At 64.4% G+C, this 25869-nt stretch carries 24 protein-coding genes; 18 read left to right on the forward strand and 6 right to left on the reverse strand.

Annotation, left to right across the window (positions count from 1 at the left end):
* The first annotated feature begins 106 nt into the window (after positions 1–106).
* Entirely contained in the window at positions 107–2353 is a 2247-nt protein-coding gene (locus U4Y90_RS06970; protein ID WP_321793621.1) for an amylo-alpha-1,6-glucosidase, read from the forward strand.
* Between the two features lie 48 nt (positions 2354–2401).
* Here U4Y90_RS06970 and U4Y90_RS06975 read toward each other — a convergent pair whose 3' ends face one another.
* Positions 2402–3583 (reverse strand): 4-hydroxybenzoate 3-monooxygenase, encoded by a 1182-nt coding sequence (locus tag U4Y90_RS06975; protein WP_321793623.1) that lies wholly within the window; start codon positions 3581–3583, stop codon positions 2402–2404.
* A gap of 184 nt (positions 3584–3767) precedes the next feature.
* On the reverse strand, positions 3768–4820 hold the full coding sequence (locus U4Y90_RS06980) for an aldo/keto reductase (protein WP_321793625.1): 1053 nt from the start codon (positions 4818–4820) through the stop codon (positions 3768–3770).
* A gap of 219 nt (positions 4821–5039) precedes the next feature.
* Here U4Y90_RS06980 and U4Y90_RS06985 point away from each other — a divergent pair, with 219 nt between their 5' ends.
* The 5 genes from U4Y90_RS06985 (at position 5040) to U4Y90_RS07005 (ending at position 8170) form a co-directional block, all read left to right on the forward strand.
* Positions 5040–6026: an AraC family transcriptional regulator gene (locus U4Y90_RS06985; RefSeq protein WP_321793626.1), complete on the forward strand. Its 987-nt coding sequence runs from the start codon at positions 5040–5042 to the stop codon at positions 6024–6026.
* Positions 6027–6192: 166 nt separating this feature from the next.
* Positions 6193–6573: a hypothetical protein gene (locus U4Y90_RS06990; protein WP_321793628.1), complete on the forward strand. Its 381-nt coding sequence runs from the start codon at positions 6193–6195 to the stop codon at positions 6571–6573.
* Between the two features lie 97 nt (positions 6574–6670).
* Entirely contained in the window at positions 6671–6811 is a 141-nt protein-coding gene (locus U4Y90_RS06995; protein WP_321793630.1) for a hypothetical protein, read from the forward strand.
* A 46-nt stretch (positions 6812–6857) separates the two neighbouring features.
* Complete coding sequence (locus U4Y90_RS07000) at positions 6858–7382, forward strand: RNA polymerase sigma factor (protein WP_321793632.1); 525 nt, start codon at positions 6858–6860, stop codon at positions 7380–7382.
* Positions 7379–8170: an anti-sigma factor gene (locus U4Y90_RS07005; protein ID WP_321793634.1), complete on the forward strand. Its 792-nt coding sequence runs from the start codon at positions 7379–7381 to the stop codon at positions 8168–8170. The genes U4Y90_RS07000 and U4Y90_RS07005 overlap by 4 nt, the downstream gene beginning before the upstream one ends.
* A 67-nt stretch (positions 8171–8237) precedes the next feature.
* Here the strand turns inward: U4Y90_RS07005 and U4Y90_RS07010 are convergent, their stop codons facing one another.
* On the reverse strand, positions 8238–8462 hold the full coding sequence (locus U4Y90_RS07010) for a hypothetical protein (RefSeq protein ID WP_321793636.1): 225 nt from the start codon (positions 8460–8462) through the stop codon (positions 8238–8240).
* 408 nt (positions 8463–8870) lie between these two features.
* Between U4Y90_RS07010 and U4Y90_RS07015 the strand changes: the two genes are divergently transcribed.
* Positions 8871–9395, forward strand: coding sequence for an Rrf2 family transcriptional regulator (locus U4Y90_RS07015; protein WP_321793638.1), 525 nt, complete (start codon positions 8871–8873; stop codon positions 9393–9395).
* Between the two features lie 5 nt (positions 9396–9400).
* Here U4Y90_RS07015 and U4Y90_RS07020 read toward each other — a convergent pair whose 3' ends face one another.
* On the reverse strand, positions 9401–9823 hold the full coding sequence (locus U4Y90_RS07020) for a BspC domain-containing protein (RefSeq protein ID WP_321793640.1): 423 nt from the start codon (positions 9821–9823) through the stop codon (positions 9401–9403).
* 236 nt (positions 9824–10059) lie between these two features.
* On the opposite strand from U4Y90_RS07020, the gene U4Y90_RS07025 reads away from it, so the two are divergent.
* The 8 genes from U4Y90_RS07025 to U4Y90_RS07060 all read left to right on the forward strand — a co-directional run bounded on the left by U4Y90_RS07025 (position 10060) and on the right by U4Y90_RS07060 (position 20744).
* Positions 10060–10635 carry a putative glycolipid-binding domain-containing protein gene (locus U4Y90_RS07025; RefSeq protein ID WP_321793643.1) on the forward strand — a complete coding sequence of 192 codons (576 nt, stop codon included), beginning with the start codon at positions 10060–10062 and terminating at the stop codon, positions 10633–10635.
* Between the two features lie 38 nt (positions 10636–10673).
* The gene (gene selD / locus U4Y90_RS07030) at positions 10674–11720 is read left to right on the forward strand and encodes a selenide, water dikinase SelD (protein WP_321793645.1); all 1047 of its coding nucleotides are present in this window, start codon (positions 10674–10676) and stop codon (positions 11718–11720) included.
* Between the two features lie 16 nt (positions 11721–11736).
* A complete protein-coding gene (locus U4Y90_RS07035; RefSeq protein ID WP_321793647.1) occupies positions 11737–12663 on the forward strand; it encodes a cation diffusion facilitator family transporter in 927 nt (308 codons plus the stop codon).
* 150 nt (positions 12664–12813) lie between these two features.
* Complete coding sequence (locus U4Y90_RS07040) at positions 12814–15378, forward strand: mechanosensitive ion channel domain-containing protein (RefSeq protein ID WP_321793649.1); 2565 nt, start codon at positions 12814–12816, stop codon at positions 15376–15378.
* A 326-nt stretch (positions 15379–15704) separates the two neighbouring features.
* Entirely contained in the window at positions 15705–16637 is a 933-nt protein-coding gene (locus U4Y90_RS07045) for a purine-nucleoside phosphorylase (RefSeq protein ID WP_415749312.1), read from the forward strand.
* 538 nt (positions 16638–17175) lie between these two features.
* On the forward strand, positions 17176–17493 hold the full coding sequence (flhD, locus tag U4Y90_RS07050; protein ID WP_014250878.1) for a flagellar transcriptional regulator FlhD: 318 nt from the start codon (positions 17176–17178) through the stop codon (positions 17491–17493).
* A gap of 18 nt (positions 17494–17511) precedes the next feature.
* Positions 17512–18174, forward strand: coding sequence for a flagellar transcriptional regulator FlhC (gene flhC, locus U4Y90_RS07055; RefSeq protein WP_250515086.1), 663 nt, complete (start codon positions 17512–17514; stop codon positions 18172–18174).
* A gap of 167 nt (positions 18175–18341) precedes the next feature.
* Complete coding sequence (locus tag U4Y90_RS07060; RefSeq protein WP_321793664.1) at positions 18342–20744, forward strand: DNA polymerase II; 2403 nt, start codon at positions 18342–18344, stop codon at positions 20742–20744.
* On the opposite strand, the gene U4Y90_RS07065 is transcribed toward U4Y90_RS07060, so the two are convergent.
* Positions 20741–21745: a hypothetical protein gene (locus U4Y90_RS07065; RefSeq protein ID WP_321793666.1), complete on the reverse strand. Its 1005-nt coding sequence runs from the start codon at positions 21743–21745 to the stop codon at positions 20741–20743. The genes U4Y90_RS07060 and U4Y90_RS07065 overlap by 4 nt on opposite strands.
* A gap of 73 nt (positions 21746–21818) precedes the next feature.
* Between U4Y90_RS07065 and U4Y90_RS07070 the strand changes: the two genes are divergently transcribed.
* On the forward strand, positions 21819–22250 hold the full coding sequence (locus U4Y90_RS07070; protein ID WP_321793668.1) for a hypothetical protein: 432 nt from the start codon (positions 21819–21821) through the stop codon (positions 22248–22250).
* A gap of 24 nt (positions 22251–22274) precedes the next feature.
* Here U4Y90_RS07070 and U4Y90_RS07075 read toward each other — a convergent pair whose 3' ends face one another.
* Positions 22275–23663: an aromatic acid/H+ symport family MFS transporter gene (locus tag U4Y90_RS07075; protein ID WP_321793670.1), complete on the reverse strand. Its 1389-nt coding sequence runs from the start codon at positions 23661–23663 to the stop codon at positions 22275–22277.
* A gap of 150 nt (positions 23664–23813) precedes the next feature.
* Between U4Y90_RS07075 and U4Y90_RS07080 the strand changes: the two genes are divergently transcribed.
* Together U4Y90_RS07080 and U4Y90_RS07085 are read left to right on the forward strand one after the other, a co-directional pair.
* Positions 23814–24200, forward strand: a complete 387-nt coding sequence (locus U4Y90_RS07080) for a DUF3574 domain-containing protein (protein ID WP_321793672.1) — start codon at positions 23814–23816, stop codon at positions 24198–24200.
* A 94-nt stretch (positions 24201–24294) separates the two neighbouring features.
* Positions 24295–25677, forward strand: coding sequence for an MFS transporter (locus U4Y90_RS07085; protein WP_321793674.1), 1383 nt, complete (start codon positions 24295–24297; stop codon positions 25675–25677).
* Positions 25678–25869: the final 192 nt, after the last annotated feature.

The following is a 25869-nucleotide window of genomic DNA, read 5'->3' on the forward strand; positions in this document are numbered from 1 at the left end:
GCTGCATGAAAGCAACGCCGGACCGTGCGACTGCCACATGACGGGAGCACGGACGCGCTCCGAAGCGGCTCACGAATATCCTTCAGATTACTTTCAGGAAGGTGCAATGAATACACAGGAACAGACGCAACAACAGCAACAACAAATGCAAGAGTCGCAACCGAAACTTCAGGATGAGGCCTTCATCCCGACCGAGCACGCCAACTTGCCGAGCGAACGCCAGTTCGTGCTGAAGTCGGGCAATACGTTCGCGGTCTACGACGCGAACGGCGATATCCGCGGCGGCGACGACGGCCTCTTCGTCAACGACACGCGGGTGCTTTCGGAGCTCGTGCTGACATTCGGCGGCCGCGCGCCGTCTCTGCTTTCCGGGAGCGTCTCGAGCGACAACGCCGTGTTCACGGCGCATCTGACCAATCGCCCGTTGCCGCCAATCGGCGGTGCGCGCACGCCGGAAGGCGTGATTCACGTCGAGCGCAAGCGTGTGCTGTCGGGGCACGTGCTCCACGAGAGCATCGTGCTGACGAATTACGGCACGGAGCCGTCCACGGTGCCGCTCTCCATTTCCTTCAAGGCGGACTTTCTCGACATGTTCGAGGTGCGGGGCGCGAAACGCGGCAAGCGCGGCGCGCTGGTCCCGCCGGTGGTCGAGAACGGCGAAGTGGTTTTGCGCTATATCGGCCTGGACGAAGTGGAACGCACGGCGCGCATCCAGTTCACGCCCGCGCCGGATGTCCTTTCGCCGACGCGCGCCGATTACGCGCTGCATATCCAGTCGGAAACGGCAATCTCGGTGTATCTGTCGGTGACGGCGGTGACGCACGCGCTCTCCGACGCCAGCGAGGAAAGCAAGCGTAACGCTGCGGAAGCGGCCGAATGCGCGCCCGAATCGGGACGTCCGGCAATTCGCGAGGCGCTCGTCGAGGCGCATCGCCGCATGCGCGACCGGCGCCGCGCTAGCGCACGTGTGCGTTCGAGCAATCCGCTCTTCAGCGAATGGATCGACCGTTCGCTCGCCGATCTCGGCCTGCTTACCACCGATCTCGAAACCGGCCCTTATCCCTACGCGGGCATTCCGTGGTTCTCGACCGCATTCGGACGCGACGCGATCATCACATCGCTGCAAATGCTCTGGCTGCATCCGACGCTCGCGCGCGGCGTGTTGCGCTTTCTCGCCGCGCATCAGGCGCGCGAAGACTCGGCATTCCGTGACGCCGAGATCGGCAAGATCATGCACGAGACCCGCAAGAGCGAGATGGCGGCGACCGGCGAGGTGCCGTTCGCGCTGTACTACGGCGGGGTGGACAGCACGCCGCTCTTCATCGTGCTGGCGGGCGCCTATGCCGAACGCACCGGCGACCGCGCATTGATCGACGAAATCTGGCCGGCGCTGCAACTCGCGGCGCAATGGGTCTCGCGCCATTGCGACAAGAATCCGCATGGCCTGCTCGACTATCAGCGCGCATCCGAGCACGGGCTGGCGAATCAGGGCTGGAAGGACAGCCAGGATTCCGTGTTCCACGCGGACGGGCAATTTCCGGTCGGGCCGATTTCGCTCGTCGAAGTGCAAGGCTACGCATCGACGGCCTTCTCCACGATGGCGCGCCTCGCGCGCGAACGCGGCGAAGACGACAGCGCGCGCGAGTTCGAGCGGCGCGCGCGTCACATTCGCGAGCGCGTCGAAGAAATGTTCTGGATGCCGGAAATGGATTTCTACGGCATCGCACTCGACGGCAAGGGGGAGTTGTGTCGCGTGCTGTCGTCGAATGCGGGGCATCTGCTCGCGTTCGATCTGGTCGAGCGCAAACGAGGCGAAGCGGTCGCTCGTCAACTCGAATCGACGTTGTTTCACACCGGCTGGGGCGTGCGCACGCTGGCAGCGGGTCAGCCGCGATTCAATCCGATGTCGTATCACAACGGCTCCGTGTGGCCGCACGACACCGCCCTCTGCGCACGCGGTCTCGCCCGTTACGGTGACCGCAATGCCGCCGTGGGCCTGCTGCAGTCGCTGTTCGAAGCCGCCGTCACGTTCGACATGCGTCTGCCGGAGCTGTTTTGCGGATTCACACGTCAGCGCGGCGAACGGCCGATCGCTTATCCGGTCGCGTGTCTGCCTCAGGCGTGGGCGGCGGGCGCGCCTTTCATGATTCTGGAAGCGTGCCTCGGCATGACCGTCGACGCCGTCAACGACGAAGTGCGCATCGACCGGCCGGCGTTGCCCGAGGGCATCGACTGGCTGGAAATCGGCGATCTGCGTCTGGGCGACAAGACCGCGACGATCACGTTCCGGCGCGTCGGCGGGCAGGTGATTCCGTCGGTCGAAGGCGATGTGCGGGTCGTCGCGGTGCTGTGATGCGGAAGACGCACGGCCGCGAAAGAGCGCCGTGCGTCCGCTGTACGCTTAAACCGCGACGCTGCCGACGTAGTTCTCGGCGAGCGCGGTAGCGGCCGCACGCGATGTCGTCACGTGCTCCAGCTCCGCCACTTGCAGGCGCTGCTCGAACGGCGACGTGTCGTCGAGCTTGTGCAACATGCGCGTCATCCACCACGAGAAATGCTCGGCGCGCCAAACACGCTTCAGGGCGGTCTCGGTATAGCGGCCGAGCTTCTCGCTGTTGCCTTCCTGATAGAAGTCGAGGAGCGCGGCGTTGAGCACGCGCACGTCGGACACGGCGAGGTTCAGGCCCTTCGCGCCGGTCGGCGGCACGATATGCGCCGCGTCGCCTGCGAGGAAGAGTTTGCCCGACTGCATCGGCGTCGACACGAAGCTGCGCATCCCGACAATGTTCTTCTGGAAGATCTTGCCTTCCGTGATCTGCCAGCCATCGGCGGTATCGACGCGTGCGTGCAGCTCGGCCCAAATACGATCGTCGGACCAGGCATCGACCGAATCCTTCGGATCGCACTGGAAGTACATGCGTTGCACGCCCGGCGAGCGCGTGCTGATGAGCGCGAAGCCGCGGTCGTGACGCGCGTAGATGAGTTCGTCGGAGGAGGGCGGCGCTTCGACCAGAATCCCGAACCAGCCGAACGGATAGATGCGCTGATAATCCTGCCGCACCGCTTCGGGAATCGACTGGCGCGAGACGCCCTGCGAGCCGTCGCAGCCGATGATGAAGTCGCATTCGAGTTCTTCGTCGCGGCCTTCGTGCTGATATTTGATGCGCGGCTTGCGATCGCTGCCGTCCTGGAAGTCGTGCAGCGACACGTTCGACACGTTGAATTTCAGTTCGCCTTTCGCCGCGAGCCGAGCCGCGACCAGATCCTTGATCACTTCGTGCTGCGCGTAGACCGTGATCGAATGCCCGGTCAGTTCGGTCAGCGCGATGCGGCGGCGCTGCCCTTCGAAGGCGAGCTCGAAACCGTGATGTAACGCGCCTTCAGCCTGCATGCGCGCGCCGAGTCCGGCCTGAGTCAGCGTGTCCATCGTGCCTTGCTCGAGCACGCCGGCACGGATCGTCGATTCGATATCGAGCTGGCTGCGCGCTTCGAGTACGACCGATTCGATGCCGCGCAGATGAAGAAGATGAGAGAGAAGAAGCCCGGCGGGGCCCGCGCCGACGATGCCGACTTGTGTACGCATGATTGTCTCCGTGAGGCAGTGGTGATGTTGTGCGTACAGTGTCGGCAGAGCGGCGTTATGCCGCAACGCGATAGGAAGGATAAGGTCTATCGGATTTTGAGATAAAGGCCCTAAATCGCCGGAAAAGCGCTGGAACTACGGGAAAATCCCTAGCAGGCGCGGGGCACGCCCGCGCTGAACGACCTTATTGCGCCGCCTCTTCTTTCAACTGATTGCGCCGGTATTCGCCCTGCCGCGTGAGCATCCAGCCTGGATATTCCGACGGCAACTGGCTCACTTCGTCGAGTGCGGCGAGTTCGTCCTCGTTGAGCCGGACTTTCGTCGCCGCGATGTTGTCATCGAGTTGCTCGATCCGTTTTGCGCCGATGATCACGCTCGACACAACCTTCTGATGCAGCAGCCACGCAAGCGCGATCTGCGCGACCGACACGTTCTTGGACTCCGCCATGCGGCGCATCACGTCGACGCAGTCGTACGCGCGTTCGACATTGACCGGCGGAAAATCGAACTTGGTGCGCCGGCTGCCTTCTTCCTTCGCGCCTTCACGCGTGAATTTGCCGGAAAGCAGTCCGCCCGCGAGCGGACTCCAGACCATCAGCCCGACGTTCTCGCTTTGCAGCAACGGCACGATTTCGCGCTCGAGATCGCGGCCCGCGATCGTGTAATAAGCCTGCAGCGATTCGAAACGCGCGAGGCCGAGACGCTCCGACATGCCGAGCGCCTTCATGATCTGCCACGCGGCCCAGTTCGACACGCCGATATAGCGCACATGCCCGTGCTGCACGAGATTGTCGAGCGCGCGCAGCGTTTCCTCGATCGGCGTCGCCGGATCGAAACCGTGGATCTGATACAGGTCGACGTGGTCGAGTTGCAGCCGCTTCAGGCTCGCCTTCACGCCATCGATGATGTGATAGCGCGACGCGCCGCGAGAGTTCGTGCCCTTCGTCCCGGTCTCACCGAGAATCTTCGTCGCGACGACCACGTTTTCGCGTGGAACCTTCAGGTTCTTGAGCGCCTGGCCCGTGATGACTTCGGATTGGCCGTCGGCGTACACGTCGGCGGTGTCGATGAAATTGATGCCTGCATCGAGCGAGCGGCCGATCAGCTTGTCGGCGTCGGCCTGCTGCAACTGGCCGATGTTGTCCCAGATTCCGCCCGTTCCGCCGCCGAAGGTCATCGTGCCCAGGCACAGTTCGGAGACGAAAAGGCCGGTATTGCCGAATTTCCTGTAGCGCATGGTTGCTCCCGATTGACTGGAATGGCGCGGCCTCGCACGACCCTTCGCGAGCCGATCCGCGCCGGCAATGCAGTATCGTCCCGGCGCGCGGCCGGTTCATAGCCTGATCCTGTTCAATCCTTGCCTGTTCCTGCAAACGCTCGGGGTGCGCGCGAGCAATCTCGCGTCCGCGCGAGTAAGCTAAACGAACTCATCCCATCTCAAAATAATCCGTAAGCCATGGCTCTGAACGACACGCCCGGCCTCGCCGGAAAAGACAGACACGACCAGCCGAAGGAGGCGCGTCACGATCCCGCGCTGGATCAGGCGCGCCTCGATCTCGTCGCGCTGCTCGACCGATTCACCGCGGGCTGCGAAGGTTCCGTGGAAACGCCGGTGCCGGGCCTGTTCCTGCACCGGATCATGAATCCGGGCGGGCCGAAGCACGGCATCCAGACGCCCGCGCTCGCGCTGATCGCGCAGGGCAGCAAGCGCCTCATGGTCGGCGACGAGGTCTATATCTACGATCCGATGCACTACCTGGTCTCGTCGGTGGATCTGCCGGTGTGCGGACAGGTGTCGGTGGCGAGCGAATCGGAGCCGTATCTCGGCATGCGGCTGGATCTCGACGTCGACGAAATCACCTCGCTGATCCAGGACGAGAGCCTGCCGCCCGCGATGCAGACCGACGCCTCGCGCGGTCTCTACGTAAACCGTCTCGGCAACTCGATGCTCGACGCCGTGCTGCGCCTGCTGCGTCTCGTCGATACGCCCGAGGACGTGCCGATTCTCGCGCCGCTCGTGAAGCGCGAAATTCTCTATCGCCTGTTGATGAACGGCTCGGGCGCGCGGCTGCGCCAGATCGCGCTGCAGGACAGCCAGACGCAGCGCATCGCGAAGGCGATCCAGTTGCTGCGCCAGCATTTCGACCAGCCGCTGCGCGTCGAGGATATCGCGCGCGACGTGCATATGAGCGTGTCGTCGCTGCATCATCATTTCAAGGCCGTCACCGCGATGAGCCCGCTGCAGTATCAGAAGCAGTTGCGGCTCCAGGAGGCGCGACGCCTGATGATGCTCGATATCGTGGATGCCGCCACTGCCGCGCATCGCGTGGGCTACGAGAGCGCGTCGCAGTTCAGCCGCGAGTACAGCCGGCTCTTCGGCGCGCCGCCGTTGCGCGACACTCGCCGCTGGCGCGAAGCAACCGCCGCCGGCGCGAGCGCCTGAACGACGAAATTTCAATGAACCTCTGGCAAGGTGCGCGCGAATGGTCTTGAATGGAGTGCCGGCTGACGATGCGACGGCGCTGCCGCATCGATTTATTTCATCGTCCGCGGAATAGTGCAGCGCTTCCGAACGTTCTACGGATACTTCTACAACAAGGAAAGATGAAATGAAGAAGCGCATCCAGATGTTCGCCGCTGCCGCAACAGTCGCCACCGCTTTTGCCTCGCTCGCGTCTTCCTCGTATGCTGCGGCGCCGAAAGAATCGAACGGCATGTTCGTCGATGAAAACGGCATGACGCTCTACACCTTCGACAAGGACACGAAGGGCAGCCCGAGTGCCTGCAGCGGCGGTTGTGCGCAGGCCTGGCCCGCCGCGATGGCGAGCGATTCCGACAAGCCGAGCGGCAAATGGACCATGGAAGCCGCCGACGGCGGCAAGCAATGGGCTTACGACGGCAAGCGCGTCTATCGCTTTGCGAAGGACACGAAGCCCGGCGACAAGAACGGAGACAACTTCCGCGACGTCTGGCACGTCGTGAAGCCCTGACGGTCTTCGGCGCGCAATCCGGAAGAAATTTCGTCATGGGCAGGTTCGCGGAATAAATCGGCGGGCCTGCCGGTCTATGAATCAACGGGTAATGATCATGAAACGATCGATCGGAGTGACGGTGCTCCTGATCGCGCTCGGGCTCGCGGTGGGCGCGGCGGGTTGCGCGAGCGGCACGCAAGGTCCGCCGAATTCGTCGGGCGCGCCGAGCGGGCCGGCCGGCGGAGGCAGCTATTGATGGCGAACGTCCTTGGCGGTTCCTTCATGCAAGCGGACGCACGGCCTTGAGCTTCGAGAGCGATCTTCTCGCGCATCTGCCGCAGTTGCGTCGCTATGCGCGCGCGCTGACGGGCGATCGCGCATGGGCCGACGATCTCGTGCAGGACGCGACCGAGCGCGCGCTCAACCGCGCGAAATCGTTCCATGCCGGCACGAATTTGCGCGCCTGGCTGTTCACGATCATGCGCAACCTGTATATCGACCAGTTGCGTGGCCGTCGCGATATCGCGGTCGACGATGAAACCGCGCCCTGGCGCCAGATGGCCGCGCCGCGCGGCGAAGTTGATGGCCTCGTGCTGCGCGACGTGCAGCGTGCGCTTTACTGTCTGCCGGTCGAGCAGCGCGAGGTGATGCTGCTCGTGTGTGTCGAGGAAATGAGTTATCAGGAGGCATCCGTGGTGTTGAACGTGCCGACCGGAACCGTGATGTCGCGCTTGTCGAGAGCGCGGGAGCACATGCGCGTTCTGCTCGGCGAGGAATCGGGCCGCAAGACGTCTTCTTCGTCGCTGAAAGTGGTGAGCCGCTCATGACCAGTCAAGACCGTCCATTCGAAGGCGGCGACCGTATGGGTCCCCCGAAGCCCGATCGCGATCTGCAGGCGCTGTCCGCCTTCATCGACGACGAATTGCACGGCGACCAGCGCGACGCCGTGGCCGAGCGCATCGCGAAAGATCCCGCGAGCGAGGCGACCGCCGCCGCGTATCGCGCGCAGGACAATGCGCTGCGCGCGCTCTTCGCCGATCAGGGCGAACCGCAGATCGTGCGCCTGCGGCCGCGTTCACGCGAGCGTTATCTGCTCGCGGCGTGCTTTCTGGTCGTCGGCGTGGCGTGCGGATTCCTGCTGCACATGCTCCTGCCCTCGTTGCAGGACAGGCCGCGCTTCGCTGAGCGTGCGGATATCGCGTATGCCGTGTATGCGCCCGAGCAGCGGCATGCGGTCGAGGTGGCGGCGGCGCAGCAAGACCATCTCGTCACCTGGTTGTCGAAGCGGCTGAATCGCGCGGTGACGATTCCGTCGCTGGCCGAGTACGGATTTCAGCTCGTCGGCGGACGCCTGTTGCCGGACGAGGAGGGACCGGCCGCGCAGTTCATGTATCAGAACGCGGCAGGCGAGCGTCTCACGCTCTACATGACGACCGCCACGATCAGGCGCAACGACAGCAAGATCCGCACGCTGAAGGACGGACAGCGCACGACCTTCTACTGGGCGTGGGATCGCGTCGGCTATGCGCTCTCGGGGCAGATCGGCGAGGCGAAGCTGCAGGCGATCGCCTACGACACGTGCAAGGAGCTGGGCGGCGATCCGAAGAGCTGGTGAATCGCCGATCAAAACGAAGGCCGCGGCGAATACGCTTCGCTGCGGCCTTTTTCATGCCTCACCGGATTCAATAGTAACGATGAGGCGGCGGAGGCGCGACATGGTGATGATGACGCTCCCACTCCTGACGCTGCCAGTAGCGATGGCCGTCCCAGTAGCGGTCGCCGTGCCAGCCCACCGTCACATGATGCGGGACATCGCGATGGACGTCCGCGGACGCCACGTTGGCGAGACCCATGCCCAGCGCGGCAGCAAGGGATGCGATCAGCAGGCTCTTCTTCGTCTTGTTCATGATGTTTGCTCCTTGGTCTTTTGCTTGCGGACGAAACCGCGAGTCATGAGGTAGCAGTTTCGCTGAAATCCGGTGCATGGTTCGGAGCCGGATCAGTCGCGGTAATAACCGTGATGATGGTGATACCCGCCATCGTCCGGCACGACGATGCAGCCCGATAGCGCGCTGCCCAGCAACACGCCCAACGCTGCAAGGATCGCTAGTTTCTTCATGGGTTTCTCCGTGTGAATCCATGGAAAGCAATGTAGCGGTTCGCAAAATGACAAGCCGTGTTCGTTTGTAAGCAAACGTGTAATCTGAAATATTCACGACGGACGTCTGTAATGGCGTTGCATCGCATGGCGGATGCGTTGCACGCGAACGCACAAAGGGTTATCCTGAACTCCGATTCAGATTGTCGGAGTGAACATGTCTCACATCAGCACGGGCGTCGAGTACGCGCTGCATTGCATGCTCTATCTCGCGGAACCGCCGCACGGCGTGCGCGAGGCGAGCGTGCGCGATCTCGCGGACTTGCAGGGCGTGCCCGCGGAGTACGTCGCGAAGCTCTTCACGAAGCTGCACAAGGCCGGACTCGTCGTCGCGACGGAAGGGGCGCGCGGCGGCTTTGCGCTTGCGCGCCCGTCGACGCAGATCAGCGTGCTCGATGTCGTCGACGCGATCGACGGCGACAAGCCGCTCTTCGACTGCAGGGAGATTCGCGCGCGCTGCGCGGTTTTCGGCGATGACGCGCCGCCTTGGGCGACGAGCGGCGTTTGCGCCGTTCACGCGGTGATGAAGAACGCGGAGAAGCGCATGCGCGAAGCGCTCGCGGCGGATCGGCTATCGGATCTCGCGGGCCGCGTGCATGCGAAGGCGCCGCGCACCTTCGGGCCACAGGTCGTCAAGTGGCTGGACGAACGCACCGGCCAGCGGCGCGCGGCGAAAACCTGAAGAAGTCAGCGGACGATCTTCGGCTTCATGTTCGGCGTGAGCGACACGCCGACCACGTGACCATCGCGCACGCCACAGCGGCTGTCCACGCGCGTCCATTGCTCCTTGCCGCGCGCTTTCGCGAACGCGCGCATCACGATGACCTGGTCGACCGGAATCGGGTTGCCGACACTGAAGATCGCAGTATCGTCGTCGATCTTCGCGGAGAGCACGCGCCGGTCGGGCACGATCAGCGTGTCGTACTTCGGCGCGTTCTCCACCCAACGGTCGAATGCGGCAACACATTGCGCGACCGCGTCGGGCACATGAAGTCTCGTCAGATACGAATAATCCTCGGGCAGGTCCGGCGTTTCCTGAGCCTGGACGAGCTGGAACATGGACGCCGACAATGCGAGCGCGAGCAAGGCGGGAACAAGCGTGTTCTTCATGCGATGGGCGATGAAAAGGGGGCGTTCGGGACGTGTGGCAGTGCGCGGATCGCCAGGGCACGGATCGCGTGAATGGCGCAGAGGTGCGGTGCGCGCGCCTGCGCAGGAATGGCGCGGAGTATACCGTGTGACGTTTTGTGACGTCGAGCGATTCGCGCATTTCGAATGCTCTTCGAAAGCATTGCGCGGCGCGATGTATCCTGTCATGCGAACGAACACACGCAAAGAGGTGCGCGATGAAAGCGGTGCGATGGTCGCAGCAGGACCGCACAGGGCTCGAACATCTCGTTCTGAGCGAGACGGGCGATGGCATCGTGATCGAAAGCGCGGTGGTAGGCGAAGATGAAGCACACGCCTTCGGCCTCGTTTATCGCATCGAATGCGATGCGCAGTGGCGGGTCACGCGGCTCGCGCTGAAGCTCGCGGGCGGCGCGTCGCTCGACCTGCATCGCCGCGACGGCAATAACGGCGACGCGCATGCCTGGAGCGATGCGAACGGCGAGCCGCAGGAACTGCTGCGCGGCTGCATCGACGTGGACATCACCGCGACGCCTTTCACCAACACGCTGCCGATCCGCCGACTGCAACTGGAACGCGGCGAGCGGCGCGTGATCCGCGTGGTCTATGTGCGCGTGCCCGAACTCACCGTGAGCGCGGTGGAGCAGGCGTACACGTGTATCGAACCGAATCATCGCTATCGTTACGAAGGTCTCGATACGGGCTTCACCGCGGACATCACCGTCGACGAAAGCGGCCTCGTGCTCGACTATCCGGGACTCTTCAAACGCGTCATCGGCGTCGAGCGGCGATAATGCTGCGTATTGCAAGATTCAGCGCCGACCTTCCGACCATGACCGAAACCACTTCACCCCGTCTCACGAGCCTCTCACACGGCGGCGGCTGCGGCTGCAAGATCGCGCCCGGCGTGCTGGCCGACCTGCTCAAGCGCGCGACGCCGTTGCCCGCGTTCCCGAATCTCCTCGTCGGCAACGACACCGCCGACGATGCCGCCGTCTACAAGCTCAACGACGAGCAGGCCATCGTCGCCACGACGGATTTCTTCATGCCGATCGTCGACGATCCGTTCGACTTCGGACGCATCGCCGCGACCAACGCGCTGTCGGACGTCTATGCGATGGGCGGCAAGCCGATTCTCGCGCTCGCGCTCGTCGGCATGCCGATCAACGTGCTGCCGCATGAAGTCATCGCACAAGTGCTGAAAGGCGGCGAAGCGGTGTGCGCGGAGGCAGGCATTCCGGTGGCGGGCGGTCATTCGATCGATTCCGTCGAGCCGATCTACGGGCTCGCGGCGCTCGGCGTCGTGCATCCGTCGCGCGTGAAGCGCAACGCGGCCGCGCGCGCCGGCGACGTGCTGGTGCTCGGCAAGCCGCTCGGCGTCGGCGTGCTGTCGGCGGCGCTGAAGAAGGACAAGCTCGATGCCGCCGGCTACAGGGCGATGATCGACGCGACAACCAAGCTCAATCGTCCGGGTGCGGACCTCGCGCAACTCGACGGCGTGCACGCGCTCACCGACGTCACCGGCTTCGGCCTGCTCGGGCACACGCTCGAGCTCGCGCGCGGCGCGAAACTGACGGCGCGCATCCGTTACGCCGACTTGCCGTGGCTGCCGCAAGTGCGCGAATTCGTGCACGCGGGCATCTACACGGGCGCATCGGGACGCAACTGGAGCGCGTATGGCGGCGACGTCTCATTGAACATCGAAGGCGACGAGGCCCGTGCCTTGCTCACCGATCCGCAAACGTCGGGCGGGCTGCTCGTGTCGTGCGCGCCCGAGGCCGTGAACGACGTGCTCGCGATCTTCCGCGCGGACGGCTTCGACGACGCAGCGGTCATCGGCGAGATGGTGGACGGCGCCGGGCGCGTCGAAGTGAACTGATCAAACACAAAAAGGCATGAAGGAAGAATCACCGAAAGCCATTTTCTACGCGCTCGCCGCGAATTTCGGCATCGCCGTGTGCAAGTTCGGCGCGGCGGCTTTCACCGGCTCGGGCGCGATGTTCGCCGAAGCCATCCATTCCACCGCCGATTGCGGCAATCAACTGCTGCTGCTCTTCGGCCTGAAGCGCGCGCAGGCGCCCGCGAATGCGCTGCATCCGCTGGGCTCGGGGCGCGAGATCTACTTCTACGCGCTGATCGTCGCGCTGCTGCTGTTCTTCGTGGGCGGCGCGTTCTCGGTGTACGAGGGCGCGCATCGGCTGATGCATCACGAGCCGTTGTCCAATCCGATCGTCGCGCTCGTGATTCTCGGCGTCTCCGTCGTGCTCGAAGCATTCTCGCTCGCGGGCGCGGTGCGCGAGATCCGCAAGGGCGCGCCCGACAAAACGCTGTGGCGATGGTTCCGCGAGACGCGCGAGTCGGAACTGCTCGTCGTCGCGGGGGAAGATGTCGCCGCGCTGCTCGGCCTCGCGATCGCGTTCGCCGCCGTGCTCATGACGATGCTCACCGGCAATCCGGCCTACGACGCCTGGGGCTCGATCGGCGTCGGCGTGCTGCTGATGATCATCGCGTTTCTCGTCGCGCGCGAAGTGAAGTCGATGATCGTCGGCGAATCGGCGAGCCCGGAAGTGCGCAAGGCGATCGATGCCCGCTTGCGCACGCGTCCCGAGATCACGCGCATCATCAGCCTCATCACGCTGCAATGGGGCAAGCACGTGGTGGTCGCGGTGCAGGCCGAGATGATCGACTACGAGAGCGGCCGCGCGATGATCGATGCGATCAACCTCATCGAGGACGATCTCCAGCGCGCGTTTCCGCAAGTGCGCTGGGTGTTCTTCGAACCCGATGTCGCGCGCGATCGCGGCGAGCAGGCGGCCGCTTAGGTTCGCTCGGGCGCGGTGCAGGCGCGCCGCATGCTACCGCTTTCAGGGTTGTCCGGCGCCGCTTCTGCCGCGCCGGCGGCATCGCGTTAACATACGTCGTGCGCGTCGTCCGCATAGAGTTCCTGAAATTTCGTGATCTTCATCCGACCCATGCGCAAATTGCTCCTTGCCGTGCTGCTCGTCATCGTGTCGAGCGTTCTTCCGATCTGTTCGCAGTCCTCCTTCGCTGCAACCGCTTCGCCACAGCACGCGTCGCAGCCTGCTGTCGCGCTGACGCCGCAACAGGCGCGCGATGCGCTCGCGGTGCTCAACGATCCCGCGCGCCGCACACAGGTCGCGGACACATTGCGCGCGATTGCGGCCGCAGGCGCGCTGGCCGCGCCCGCGAGCGCCCCGCAGGCCGCATCGACGACGGCCGCCGCGACGCCGGCATCGGGCGCGTCGAGCGTGCTCGCGCAATCGTTGACCGCAAACGGTCTCGCATCGCAGTTGTCGCGGCAGGCCGGGCACTGGCTCGTGCAGACCGGCGCAGGCCTGCGGCACTCGACCGGGGCGCTGCTCGATTTCGGTTCGGTGATCTCGTGGTGGCGCGACCGCACGTCGAGCGAGCAAGGGCGCGCGCTCATCGGTCATGTAACGTGGACCGTGCTGGCGTCGCTGTTGCCTGCGCTGCTGATCGAATTCCTGTGTCTGCGCCTCCTGAAACGCCCGCGCGCGCGGATTGCCGCGCGCGGCGTCGCGGATGCCGAAGAGCAGGATCCCGGCCTCGCGCGTGACGAGCACGAGGCCGAGCGCGCGGAGGTTGCCGCCGCGCAGAGCGGCGACGCGACCGCGATGCATCTCGCCGAGCGCAAGGCCGACGACGCGCGCGGACAGCGTCACGCCGCGCGCCACTGGACACTGTTGCAGCGCCTGCCGAGCGCGCTCTTGTACGGCCTGCTGTCGCTGATTCCGCTGATCGTGTTCGTCGGCGTGGTGACCTTGCTGATGTCGATCTTCATCGACGAGAACACGCCCGAGGCGCGCGTCGCGGGCTCGCTGATCGATGTCTACCTGACATGTCGCGCGATCGTGATCGTCAGCGGCTTTCTGGTCGCGCCGCGTGCGCCCGGATTGCGCCTCATCCAGATGCGCGATTTCTACGCGGCCTATACGCATCGCTGGGTGCAGCGGATCGTGTGCGTCGGGGGCGCGGGCATCGCGCTCGCCAATGCCGCCGAACCGCTCGGGCTGTCCGGCGATGCGCGCATCGCCATCCTGAAGTTCGTCCTGCTGATCGTTCATCTGATGATCGCGTTCGTGATCTTCGAGAGCCGCACGTCGGTGGCCGAGCGCATCCGGCAACGCGCGCGGGCGAATCGCTCCGTGAGGCTCTTCGGCAACTGGGTCGCCGATGTGTGGGCGGGCGTCGCGATCTTCTTCGTGATCGCACTGTGGTTCGTATGGGCGCTCGACGTGCAGAACGGCTACCGGACGCTGTTTCATCTGGGCGGCGTGTCCTTGCTCGTGCTCGTCGGGGCGCGCGTACTGGCGATCGTCACGTTCGGCGCGCTCGCCCGCGCATTCCATCGAGACGATGAAGACGATCTCGCGGGCGAGTCGATCGCGCGACGGCGCGCCTACCGCTATTACCCGGCCTTGCGCCGGGTGGTGCAGGCGTTCATTTCCGTGGTCACGGTGGTCGCGCTCCTGCAGGTGTGGCACATCGACATCCTGCGTTTCTTCACGGCGGGCGGAATCGGCAACCGGCTCGCGTCGGCGCTCGTCACGATCGTGATCGCGGCCGTGTTCGCCGTGCTCGTGTGGGAAGCGGCGAATATCGTCGTCGAGCGGCGGCTCGAGCAATGGACCGCGAGCGGCGAGCGTCTGCGCGCCGCGCGCCTGCGCACGCTGCTGCCGATGATGCGCACGGGCCTTTTCATCGTGATCGCGATGGTCGTCGTCCTGACGGGACTTTCGGAGCTCGGCGTCAACACGGCGCCCTTGCTCGCGAGCGCGAGCATCTTCGGCGTGGCGCTCGGTTTCGGCTCGCAAAAGCTCGTGCAGGATCTCATCACCGGCATCTTTCTGTTGATGGAAAACGCGATGCAGGTCGGCGACTGGGTCACGCTCGCGGGCGTGTCGGGCACGGTCGAGTATCTGTCGATTCGCACGGTGCGTTTGCGCGGCGGCGACGGCTCGCTCTACACGGTGCCGTTCAGCTCGGTGTCGACGGTGAACAACACGAATCGCGGCATCGGCAACGCGGCGGTGCGCGTGTCGATCGCGCTCGGCCAGGATGTCGATCTCGCAATCTCCACGCTGAAGGAGATCGGCGCGGCGTTGCGCGACGACGAGGCCTTCCGCGACGGCATTCTCTCCGACTTCAGCTTCTGGGGCGTCGATGCCGTCGACGGCTCGACCGTCACGCTCGCCGGCCAGATCCAGTGCCGCGACAGCGCGCGCTGGCCGGTGCAGCGCGAGTTCAACCGGCGCATCCTCAATGAGTTCACTGCGCGCGGCATCGAGATCGCGAATCCGCAGCGCAACTTCGTGATCGTCAACGGCGGCAATCAGGACGGCAATCCGGAAGGCGTTCAGGACCCGGAAGAGGCGGGCGCGGATCAGCGCGGCGAGCCGTCGAAGGCCGCGCAGCATCCGACGAGCGAGGCGGCGGGCGCGCCGAACGTCGCATCGAATGCGCCGCCGCCGCGGACGTCGCAAAGCGGCACGTAACGGCGCGCGCGGACATCGCGCGAAACAGGATTGGTTGGCGCTCCTATAATTGTGCGGGCTGACCGCGTCCGGCCCGGGCGCGGTCTTCTTTCGAAGGTCGAACCCTTACGAGGATCCGCTCCGCCATGAGAAAAATCCGCGCGTCACGATCGAAAGAGAAGCAAGACACGCCACGAGCGATCAGGCTCAGAAAGGCCGCCTGCGCGACGCTGTTCGCCGCCGGCCTCGCGAGTCTCGCGAGCTTCACCGGCTGCGCCTTCGCCCAGCCATCCCATGACGCCGACGAAGCAGGCGAGCACGGTAACGGCGGCCGCGACGTCAAGGTCATGATCATCACGATGTTCGGGCCCGAAGGCCAGATCTGGCTCGACAAGCTCGGCCCGTGGCACGCGGTCAAGGTGCCCGGGCTGTCGCCGGATTATCCCGCGGTGAACTGCAATCGCGACGATGTCTGCGTCATCACGACGGGCATGGGTCACACGAACGCGGCCGCGTCGATGATGGCCCTCGCATTCTCGGACCGCTTCGACCTGCGCCACACCTATTTCCTGGTCGCGGGCATCGCGGGCATCGATCCGAAGCAGGGGACGATCGGCTCGGCGGCGTGGGCGAAATATCTCGTCGACTTCGGCATTCAGTGGGAACTCGACGCGCGCGAAAAGCCCGCCGACTGGCCGACGGGCTTTCTCGGCATCAACACGAAGAGTCCGTACGAGAAGCCGCCGCTCGACTACCGGACCGAGGTGTTCGCGCTCAACGCTTCGCTGACGGACGCGGCGTATGCCATCTCGCGAAACGTCACGCTTTCCGACAGCGACCAGGCCAAGGTCGCGCGCGCGAAGTTCGGTTACGCGCCGGCGAACCAGCCGCCGCGCGTGATCCAGTGCGACACGCTCGCGGGCGATACATGGTGGTCCGGCAAATATATCGGCGAGCGGGCACGCGCGTGGACGCAGTTGTTGACGGACGGGCGCGGCGTCTATTGCACGACGCAGCAGGAAGACAACGCGACGTACGAAGCGTTGAAACGTGCGGCGAGCGTGAAACGGGTGGATCTGTCGCGCGTGGCGGTGCTGCGCGCCGGCTCCGACTTCGACCGGCCCTACGAAGGGCAGGCCGCATCGGACAACCTGCTCAACTACGCGGATCAAGGCGGCTTCACGCCAGCCATCGAAAATCTGTATCGAACGGGCAATCCATTCATACAGGAGGTTGTTACACATTGGGGCGCGTGGCGTAAAGGCGTCCCGCAGAAGTAACAGAGGTTGTTACGAACTCAGTCAAAACCCGGGATTTCGCGCCGTAACAAACTTGTTACGGCGACAAGGTAATTATTACCTTATAAGCTGCGAGTCGGTAATTGCCGATATCGCGGCATTTTTTTGGCCTATAACATCAGATGAATGGCGAATAAAAGCTGTGTTCTGGCGTCAACCGAATCCGCCAAACCCCCGTTATATGGCGCTGTAGGCAATTATTACGATAAAAATGAAGCCGCGCTGGCTGGACGTCGCAAACGTTAGACAAATACGGACGTCATCCAAAAACCGGTAGAAATCTCCATACCGAAAAAGTTACCGATCGAAAGTGTTGTTTGCAACAAAATATTATTGAGACACTCTTGCAAACGATTCAGAGCTTTCTTAGAATCCGTCTCACAGTGGTTGTTACAAGATGTAACGCACTGAAACAAAGATTACGCAGGACGTAGCCGGGCAGAACAAGCTCGGTGAGGCACAAAAAAGATATCGGCTAAAAGCCGGCGGGAAATTCGGGGATTTACTGGAAGTTGCAACCATGAACGGTCGCGAAACGCTGGAATCGATCCGGGAAATCAACTTGTCGTACATCATGCTCGCGCAGCGTCTCTTGCGCGAAGACCGCGCCATCGGCATGTTCCGGCTCGGTCTGTCGGCGGAGCTCGCCGATCTGCTGTCGGGCCTCACGCTCGCGCAGGTCGTCAAGCTCGCGTCGTCGGATAACCTGCTTTGCGCTTTCCGTTTCAACGATCACACGATGCTGTCGGCGCTGACGCAACCCGCGAAGAATGCGGACATCGCGCCGACGCACGCGGCAATCCTGCTGGCTGGCCAGCCGGCCGAACAGTTCGCTTAAGTGATGACGGAGCGAGCCATGCTGAAGAAGAGCCTCACCGAAGACGCCCAGGAAGTTTTCCGCGCCATTGCACTGATCGAGCTCGGCGCGCGCATGCAGGTGCTGGAGAGCGAACTCACGCTCTCGCGCGATCGCATGATCCGGCTGTATCGCGAAGTGAAGGGCGTGTCGCCGCCGAAGGGCATGCTCCCGTTCTCGGCCGACTGGTACATGACGTGGCTCGCCAATATCCACGCGTCGCTTTTCTATAACACCTATACGTTCCTCAAGAACGAAGCTGGCTGCTCGCATCTCGATGCGTTGACCAAAGGGTATCGGCTGTATCTCGAGCACTGCAACCATAGCGGCGCCGAGGCGGTACTCGACCTTACGCGGGCCTGGACTCTTGTGCGCTTTTTCGACGCCGGCATGCTGCAGATGACGCCGTGCTGCCGCTGCACCGGGAAATTCGTCGCACACAAGCATGATTTGCAGAACAACGTGGTGTGCGGGGCCTGCCAGCCGCCGTCACGCGCGGGGAAGACCAAGAAAGCGGCGGCCGCGAAACAGGCCAGTCAAGAAGCCGCTCTGGAGGTGGTGATGTCGAAGAACGAAGTGCCGGAGCATGCGGAGCACACGGCACTCGGTAACGTAGCGGCGTTACAGCCGCAACGGGCAAGCCTGGTCGCACAGGCTGCTTAGGCGGTAGCGGCGGCCGGCCGTTCTCCGGGGACCGTCCGCGAGAGGATGGTGGATGACCGGCTTGCTGCTACCGCGTTTTACTTCGCTGTTTTTGTTTCCCGACTCCCGAAGCCCGGCGCCGATTGGCCGCCGGGCTTTTTTATTTTTCCGCCAAGTAAAATGCTTCGATGGCACGCGTTCTCGAAGGTATCGGCTTGGCTTCCGCACAACAGGGTTTTCTGCTGACCCGTCACTGGCGCGACACCGCGGCCGGGACGGAAGTCGATTTCTGGCTCGCCACCGACGCCGGCCCGAAGAAAATCCGCATTGCGTCGCAGACGAGCGTCGCGTTCATCCGCGCGGAGGATCGCGCGAAGGCAGAGCACATCGTCGCCGGCGTTCGGGACGCCTGTCTGCGCGACTTGACGCTCAGGGACTTTCGCCAGAAGCCGGTGTTGGGACTCTATTGCCCACAGTATCGCCAGTTGCTCGCGCTCGAAAAGAACCTGAGAAGCGCGGGCGTCGACGTCTTCGAAGCCGACATCCGTCCGCACGAGCGCTATCTGATGGAGCGTTTCATCACCGCGCCGGTGTCGTTCGAAGGCGTCGAGCGCGACGGCCGCGTGTCCAGTGAACTCAAGCCCTCGGCGGATTACCGGCCGTCGCTGAAAGTCGTGTCGCTGGATATCGAAACGAGCGTGAAGGGCGATCTTTATTCGATCGCGCTCGAAGGCTGCGGCGCGCGACAGGTGTATATGCTCGGGCCGCCGAACGGCGCGGCCCCCGGCGACGCCGATATCGATTTCGCGCTCGACTATTGCGCGTCCCGCGCCGACATGCTGCGCCGTTTCAACGCGTGGATCGCGCAACACGATCCGGACGCGATCATCGGCTGGAATGTCGTGCAATTCGACTTGCGCATTCTGCAGCGTCACGCCGACGACTACGGCGTGACGCTCGCGCTCGGCCGCGACGGCAGTGCGGCCGAATGGCGCGAGCACGGCATGAACCGCAATCACTGGTTCGTTTCGATCGCGGGACGGCTCGTGATCGACGGCATCGAGGCGCTGCGCTCGGCGACGTGGAATTTTCCGTCCTTCAGTCTCGAATACGTCGCGCAATCGCTGCTGGGCGAGGGCAAGGCGATCGACAGTCCGTACGCGCGCATGGACGAGATCGAGCGGCGCTTTCAGGAGGACAAGCCCGCGCTCGCGCGTTACAACCTGGGCGACTGCGAACTCGTGACGAAGGTTTTCGACAAGACGGAACTCTTGCCGTTCTTGCTCGAACGTGCTTCCGTCACCGGATTGCAGGCCGATCGCAGCGGCGGATCGGTGGCGGCGTTCACGCATCTGTACATGCCGCGCATGCATCGGCTGGGTTATGTCGCGCCGAATCTCGGCGACGTGCCCGAGGAAGCGAGTCCCGGCGGCTTCGTGATGGATTCGCGGCCCGGTCTCTACGACTCCGTGCTCGTGCTCGATTACAAGAGCCTCTATCCGTCGATCATCCGCACATTTCTGATCGATCCGGCCGGACTCGCGCAAGGCATGGCCACGCCCGATGACACCGCCACCGTGCCGGGTTTTCGCGGCGCGCGCTTTTCCCGCGACACGCACTGTCTGCCTGCGATCGTCGCGCAAGTGTGGGAAGGGCGCGAGGCCGCTAAGCGTCAGCGCAACAAGCCGCTGTCGCAGGCGCTCAAGATCATCATGAACTCGTTCTACGGCGTGCTCGGATCGAGCGGCTGCCGCTTCTTCGATCCCCGGCTCGCGTCGTCGATCACGATGCGCGGTCATGAAATCATGCATCGCACGCGCGAGCTGATCGAGGCGCGCGGCTACAGCGTCATCTACGGCGATACCGATTCGACCTTCGTCTGGCTGCGGCGCGCGCGCGGCGAGGAAGACGCGGCGCGCATCGGCCGGGCGCTCGTCGCGAATGTGAACGGCTACTGGCGCGAGCATTTGCGCGAGACGTTCGGACTCGACAGCGCACTCGAATTGCAGTTCGAAACGCATTTCACCCGCTTTCTGATGCCGACGATCCGCGGCACGGAAGAGGGCAGCAAGAAACGCTACGCCGGCCTGACGACGCGCGCGGACGGCAGCGAGGAAATCATCTACAAAGGGCTCGAAACGGTGCGCACCGACTGGACGCCGCTCGCGCAGCGCTTTCAGCAGGAGCTCTACATGCGCGTGTTCAAGGGCGAGGCGTACGAGGACTACGTGCGCGACTACGTCGGACGCACGCGGCGCGGCGAGCTGGATGAACTGCTGGTCTATCGCAAGCGCCTGCGACGCACGCTCGGCGACTATCAGCGCAACGTGCCGCCACACGTGCGCGCCGCGCGCATCGCCGATGACTACAACGCGCGCGCCGGCCGCCCGCTGCAATATCAGAACGGCGGCTGGATCAGCTACGTGATGACGACGGCCGGTCCCGAGCCGGTGGAAGCGCGGCATGCGCCGATCGACTACGAGCATTACGTGAGCAAGCAGCTTCAGCCGGTCGCGGACGGCATCCTGCCTTTCATGCGCGACGACTTCACCGCGCTGATGTCCGGCCAGCAGGAACTCTTCCAGCGCTAGAAGCGCACGCCGAAGCCCGCCTCGATGATGTCCGCATCGCGGTCGTAACGCGTGACGATGCGGTTCCACGTCACGCGCGCGAGCCATCGGTTCGTGAAACGGTAGCTCGCCGACACCGAGACGAGACCCGAGAATCGGCCGTCGCCGGTGCGGTTCTGCGGCAGGTCGTCGTTCTGCGTGATCGACAGATACGGTCCCGCCCCGACGCTGAGCGTGAGCTTGTCGTCGAAGAACGCGCGCGTCGCCCACAATTGCGCGGCGATCCCGTCGCGGCGCGACTGGACGTGCCCGCCTTCGTGCAAATAGGACGCGGTGAAATCGATGTAGTGCCATAGTCCGCGGCGGTACTCGATGCTCTCCGCCAGATTCGTTTCCGTGTCGGGGCTGTTGAGGACCGTCGTGCCGAGCATCACGGTGACTTCGTTGTTCGTGACGTTCGTCGTGCGCGGCACGGCACGCGCGCGCGGTCCGCGTCCTTCGGGCGCATCGAGCTGATAGCCGATGCCGAAGAGAAGCGCGGTCGTGTCCGGGCCGCCGAACGCCTGCACGCGGTTCAGCTTCATTTCGGCGATCCAGCGGTTGTCGAAGTAATACGCCGCGCGCAGCGTGAACATGCCGCCCCAGCCGTGCGTATTCGAGTATTCGCCGCCGGCCTGTGCCTGACTCGTGTCGAAATAGCGATAGGGCCCGGCGCCCGCCGACAATTCCAGCCGGTCGTTCCAGAGCGGCAGGCGTCCCCAGAGCTGGAAGGCCTGGCCGTCACGGTGATGATCGGGAATATGGCCTTCGTTCAGCCAGGAAAAACTCCAGGCCGCGTAACGTCCGAGTCCTTCCCGATAGTTCGCTTCCCAGGAATACGTGCTCTGGCTGCTGCTCTTGAGCGCGCCGGCAAGAAACGAGAACTCCTGAGCGTGAACCGGCTGGCTCGCGAATCCGAGCGCGGCGCAGGCGATCACCCACGCGGCGGTCCTGCAATGTCGTTCGTTTTTGGCGGCTGTCATTGGCGAGGTCCGATTCGGGCGACCCGGCACCGTTCATCAGGGCCTGTCCGAATCAGGATACAGACTTAAGAAAGTGCGCGCAGAAATCTTATCCATTCCCATTTACATCGATTCGAAGGTCAAACGTTTGCGCGTTCTGCCCGGCTTCGTCGCGGCGAACAATCGCTCGGCCTACGTTCGCAGCCACTCACACGCGGGGTTACGCGTTGCGCGGACCTTGCGTAGATTGATCTCCTTCAATGCATTCGCACAAACGAGGTCAGCCGTGGACTCCACTCCAATCGAATATCGAGGCTGTGAGCTTTCGGTCATCGTCCGGCATCGCGCCGGGGAATTCGTGGCGACGCTCCTTATCGAGCGGCCGGGCGGCGTGCGGCGCGCGATCGGGCCGCTTCGCGCATTTTCGACCGCGCAGGCCGCCGCGAATTTCGCGATCGAATGCGGCAAGGCCGAGCTCGACGGCCGCTCCGCGATGTGCGAGCCGCGCATTGCGGTGTCGGGCTGAACTCGCCGCGCGTTCGGATGGCGCTCAGGTGCCGCTCGTGCGCGGCTCGCCGGATGTCCGGGCCGATGCCGCTACTTGCGACGGATGCCGCGCACGATACGCGGCGAGCGCGCACACGCTGAGCGCCGCCAGCGCGATCGGCACGGCCACCGCTTCGAAGATGCTCGGCGGCAGCCAGTGCGCGGCGAGCATCGCGCCGCCGATCATCGAACCGACGATCGAGCCGACGCGGCCCATGCCGAGCGTCCACGCTACGCCGGTCGCGCGCGCCGCGGTCGGGTAATAACCCGTCGAGAGAATATTGGTGCCGGTCATCGTGCCGCCCGTGCCGACACCCGTCACGAAGAGCGCGACGAGGGACAGCCACGCGAGCGTCGGATGTCCCGCGAGATGCCCGAACGAAGCAAGGCTCGCAGCCGCGCAGACGAATGCCACCGCGAGCACGTACTGCGGATTGAACCGGTCCATCAGCACGCCGAGCAGGATCGCACCGAGACTGTTGCCGGTGAGATAGAGCGCCGTCATCAGCGATGCCTCACGAAACGGCACGCCGCTTTGCTGGATCAGGATCGGCAGCCAGTTGCCGAGAAAATAGATCACGAATAGCGCCATGAACGCCGTGATCCACAACAAGATCGTGCCGCCGCCGATGCCCGGCCGTAATAACTGGCCGACTGGAAAGCCGCGCACGCGGGCCTCGCCGAGCGTGAGTTGCGCGTTCGACAGATCGACGTGCGGCGCAATGCGCGTCACGATCGCGCGCGCTTCGGCCTGACGTTCGTCGTGCGCCACCAGATGCCGCACCGATTCCGGCAGCCAGCGGGCGAGCATGAACAACAGGATGACCGGCAGCACGCCGCCCGCGACGAGCATCGATTGCCAGCCGAACGCGCCGATCAGGTGCGGCGCCGCCAGCCCGCCCAGCGCGCCGCCCGCGGCGATGCCGCAACCGATCGGCGCGACGAGCGTCGCGCGCAAACGCGCCGGGCAATATTCCGCGGCGAGCGTGTACGCATTGGGCATCGCACCGCCGAGACCGAGGCCCGTGAGGAAACGCAGGACGGTCAGCATCGGGATCGAATCGGCCCACGCCGAGAGGAGGCTGAACAGTGCGAAGATGACGATGGACGCGAGCAGCGTCGGCTTGCGCCCGAAGCGGTCCGCCACAGGACCGAACACGAACGAGCCGATCGTGAGGCCGAAGAGGCCTGCGCCGAACATCGGCGCGAGTTGCGCGGGCGTCGCGCCGAAATGCGCCTTGAGCGCCGGCGCGATATACCCGACCACGACCGTGTCGTAACCGTCCAGCACGAGAATTGCGAAGCACAACAGGAACGTGACGATCTGAAAGCGCGAGAGCGGCGCTTCGTCGATCAGGGTCTGCACTGCCAGCGTAGGGGATCGCGGGGTCATGCGTGTCTCCTGCGCCTTGGTCGGCGCCGATGTGTCGGGATCGGCGTCGAACTTATCATCGTGAATAAAAAACACAATCCGGTTCGGCGCTATAACATGGCGTACTTCGCTCATTTGATGTCGATTATGTTCGGATATCGAACGATTTCAATGCTGACGCTCGCGACGACGCTTTCCGCGTGCGCAACATCGGCCACACAGACGTGCGCGACGGGTGAGCAGCGCGTTGTGTACGACCTCGTGTATTTCGGCACGGCCAAACCGAGGGATTCGGTCACGCCCGACGAATTCGACGACTTCCTGCGCGCCGAAGTCACGCCGCGCTTTCCGCAAGGTTTCACGACCTGGCGCGCGAACGGACAATGGCGCGCGGCGGACGGCTCGATGGTGCGCGAATCCACTTGGGTGCTGAACCTCGCGCATCCCGACGACGAAGCGAGCGACAAGGCCATCGGTGAAATTCGCGAGCACTACCGCGTGCGCTTCGAGCAGGAATCGACGCTGCGCGTACGACATGCGGCGTGCGCGTCTTTTTAGCGCGTCGCCCGTGCGCGTCGGGGCCGTTTTGCGCGGCCACACTGCTGTCCGTTACCATGCGGACGCGCCATTCATCCCAATAACAGAAAGTTCGATGACGAATCACACGCAGGAACCGCGCGTCAATTACTGGGCCGTCATCTCCGTTCTGCTCGGCTCGTTCCTGGGCAATCTGGATTCGTCGATCGCCAACGTCGCGTTGCCGACCATCGCGCACGACATGTCGCGCACGGCGGCGCAGACGGTCTGGGTCGTGACCGCGTACCAGTTGGCGGTCGCCGTATCGGTGCTGCCGTTCGCGGCGCTCGGCGAAATGATCGGCTTCAAGCGCGTGTTTCTCGGCGGCGTCGCGCTCTTCACGGCGGCATCGCTCGCGTGCGCGGCGGCGCCGAGTCTCGCGCTTCTCGTCGCGGCACGGGCGGTGCAGGGTATCGGCGGCGCATGTATGTCGACGATCGTGCCCGCGCTGCTTCGGCAGGTCTATCCGCCGAAGCTCGTCGGGCGCGGCATCGCGCTGCTCGGTCTCGCGGTGGCGTTGTCGGCGGCGCTCGGGCCGACGGTCGCGGCGGGCATTCTCTCGGTCGCCGGCTGGCGATGGCTGTTCGCGGTGAACGTGCCGCTCGGCATCTTCGGCCTGTGTCTCGCGAGCGCGACGCTTGCGCCTGTCGCGCCTTCATCGGCTGCGCGGCGCTTCGATTACACAGGCGCGCTGCTGAGCGCGGGCGCGATCGCGCTGTTCATACTCGGCGTCGGGGGATTGGGCGCGGGCGAGGGGCAGGCCGTGAGCGAAGGCATGCGCTTTCACGCGCTGCCTGTCGTCGAGATCGCGCTCGCGTGCATCGCGGGCTTCGCACTCATGCGTCATCAGCGCGGACGGCCCGCGCCGCTCGTACCGCTCGATCTGCTGCGCATTCCGATTCTCGCGTTGTCCGGATTGACGTCGATCTGCTCGTATGTCGCGCAGACGCTCGCGTATCTCGCGCTGCCGTTCATGCTCCAGCATCAGCTCGCGCGAACCGCGACCACGACCGGCCTGCTCGTCACGCCGTGGCCGCTCGTGATCGTGTTCGTCGCGCCGCTCGCCGGGCGTCTTTCCGATCGTCACGCGCCGGGGCTCGTCGGCGGCTTGGGACTCGCGATCATGGCGGCGGGGTTGTGCCTGCTGATCGGTTTGCCGGCCGAACCGTCGAATTTCGATATCGTGTGGCGCGTCGCGGTGTGCGGCATCGGTTTCGGCTTTTTTCAGACGCCCAACAACCGCATCATGCTGACGTCCGCGCCGCATGAGCGCACCGGCGCGGCGGGCGGCCTGATGACGATGGCGCGCATGATCGGCCTTTCGCTCGGCGCGGCGCTCGCGGCGGTGGCGTTCGGCCTCTACGGGCAAGACGGCGCGCGGGTGGCGCTCGTGGGCGCGGCGGTGTCGGCGGCGCTGGGCGTGATCGTCGGCGTCGTGCGGGTCGTGCGCACGAGATAGAGGTGTCCTCGTGTTCGCGTCGCACCGTCGCACCGTCGCGCATCGGCGAAACTTTCCGAGTGGCATGGCTAACCCGCAGTGCGCCGGTGTCGTTTCTCCGGCTTGACTCGATAATTTACAAATACGCGAAACGGCCCGGCTATGCTGGGAAGGGCGAGCATGCAGGTCGTCGGAGTCTCGCTTCCCGTCTCC

Origin of the sequence: Caballeronia sp. J97 (assembly GCF_905220305.1) — a bacterium.
GTDB lineage: Bacteria > Pseudomonadota > Gammaproteobacteria > Burkholderiales > Burkholderiaceae > Caballeronia.

Bases quoted from the DNA above. Each gene is read 5' to 3' on its own strand.
- U4Y90_RS06970 (WP_321793621.1), top strand. From the start codon at position 107: ATGAATACACAGGAACAGACGCAACAACAGCAACAACAAATGCAAGAG.
- U4Y90_RS06975 (WP_321793623.1), bottom strand. From the start codon at position 3,583: ATGCGTACACAAGTCGGCATCGTCGGCGCGGGCCCCGCCGGGCTTCTT.
- U4Y90_RS06980 (WP_321793625.1), bottom strand. From the start codon at position 4,820: ATGCGCTACAGGAAATTCGGCAATACCGGCCTTTTCGTCTCCGAACTG.
- U4Y90_RS06985 (WP_321793626.1), top strand. From the start codon at position 5,040: ATGGCTCTGAACGACACGCCCGGCCTCGCCGGAAAAGACAGACACGAC.
- U4Y90_RS06990 (WP_321793628.1), top strand. From the start codon at position 6,193: ATGAAGAAGCGCATCCAGATGTTCGCCGCTGCCGCAACAGTCGCCACC.
- U4Y90_RS06995 (WP_321793630.1), top strand. From the start codon at position 6,671: ATGAAACGATCGATCGGAGTGACGGTGCTCCTGATCGCGCTCGGGCTC.
- U4Y90_RS07005 (WP_321793634.1), top strand. From the start codon at position 7,379: ATGACCAGTCAAGACCGTCCATTCGAAGGCGGCGACCGTATGGGTCCC.
- U4Y90_RS07010 (WP_321793636.1), bottom strand. From the start codon at position 8,462: ATGAACAAGACGAAGAAGAGCCTGCTGATCGCATCCCTTGCTGCCGCG.
- U4Y90_RS07015 (WP_321793638.1), top strand. From the start codon at position 8,871: ATGTCTCACATCAGCACGGGCGTCGAGTACGCGCTGCATTGCATGCTC.
- U4Y90_RS07020 (WP_321793640.1), bottom strand. From the start codon at position 9,823: ATGAAGAACACGCTTGTTCCCGCCTTGCTCGCGCTCGCATTGTCGGCG.
- U4Y90_RS07025 (WP_321793643.1), top strand. From the start codon at position 10,060: ATGAAAGCGGTGCGATGGTCGCAGCAGGACCGCACAGGGCTCGAACAT.
- selD (WP_321793645.1), top strand. From the start codon at position 10,674: ATGACCGAAACCACTTCACCCCGTCTCACGAGCCTCTCACACGGCGGC.
- U4Y90_RS07035 (WP_321793647.1), top strand. From the start codon at position 11,737: ATGAAGGAAGAATCACCGAAAGCCATTTTCTACGCGCTCGCCGCGAAT.
- U4Y90_RS07040 (WP_321793649.1), top strand. From the start codon at position 12,814: ATGCGCAAATTGCTCCTTGCCGTGCTGCTCGTCATCGTGTCGAGCGTT.
- U4Y90_RS07045 (WP_415749312.1), top strand. From the start codon at position 15,705: ATGATCATCACGATGTTCGGGCCCGAAGGCCAGATCTGGCTCGACAAG.
- flhD (WP_014250878.1), top strand. From the start codon at position 17,176: ATGAACGGTCGCGAAACGCTGGAATCGATCCGGGAAATCAACTTGTCG.
- flhC (WP_250515086.1), top strand. From the start codon at position 17,512: ATGCTGAAGAAGAGCCTCACCGAAGACGCCCAGGAAGTTTTCCGCGCC.
- U4Y90_RS07060 (WP_321793664.1), top strand. From the start codon at position 18,342: ATGGCACGCGTTCTCGAAGGTATCGGCTTGGCTTCCGCACAACAGGGT.
- U4Y90_RS07065 (WP_321793666.1), bottom strand. From the start codon at position 21,745: ATGACAGCCGCCAAAAACGAACGACATTGCAGGACCGCCGCGTGGGTG.
- U4Y90_RS07075 (WP_321793670.1), bottom strand. From the start codon at position 23,663: ATGACCCCGCGATCCCCTACGCTGGCAGTGCAGACCCTGATCGACGAA.
- U4Y90_RS07080 (WP_321793672.1), top strand. From the start codon at position 23,814: ATGCTGACGCTCGCGACGACGCTTTCCGCGTGCGCAACATCGGCCACA.
- U4Y90_RS07085 (WP_321793674.1), top strand. From the start codon at position 24,295: ATGACGAATCACACGCAGGAACCGCGCGTCAATTACTGGGCCGTCATC.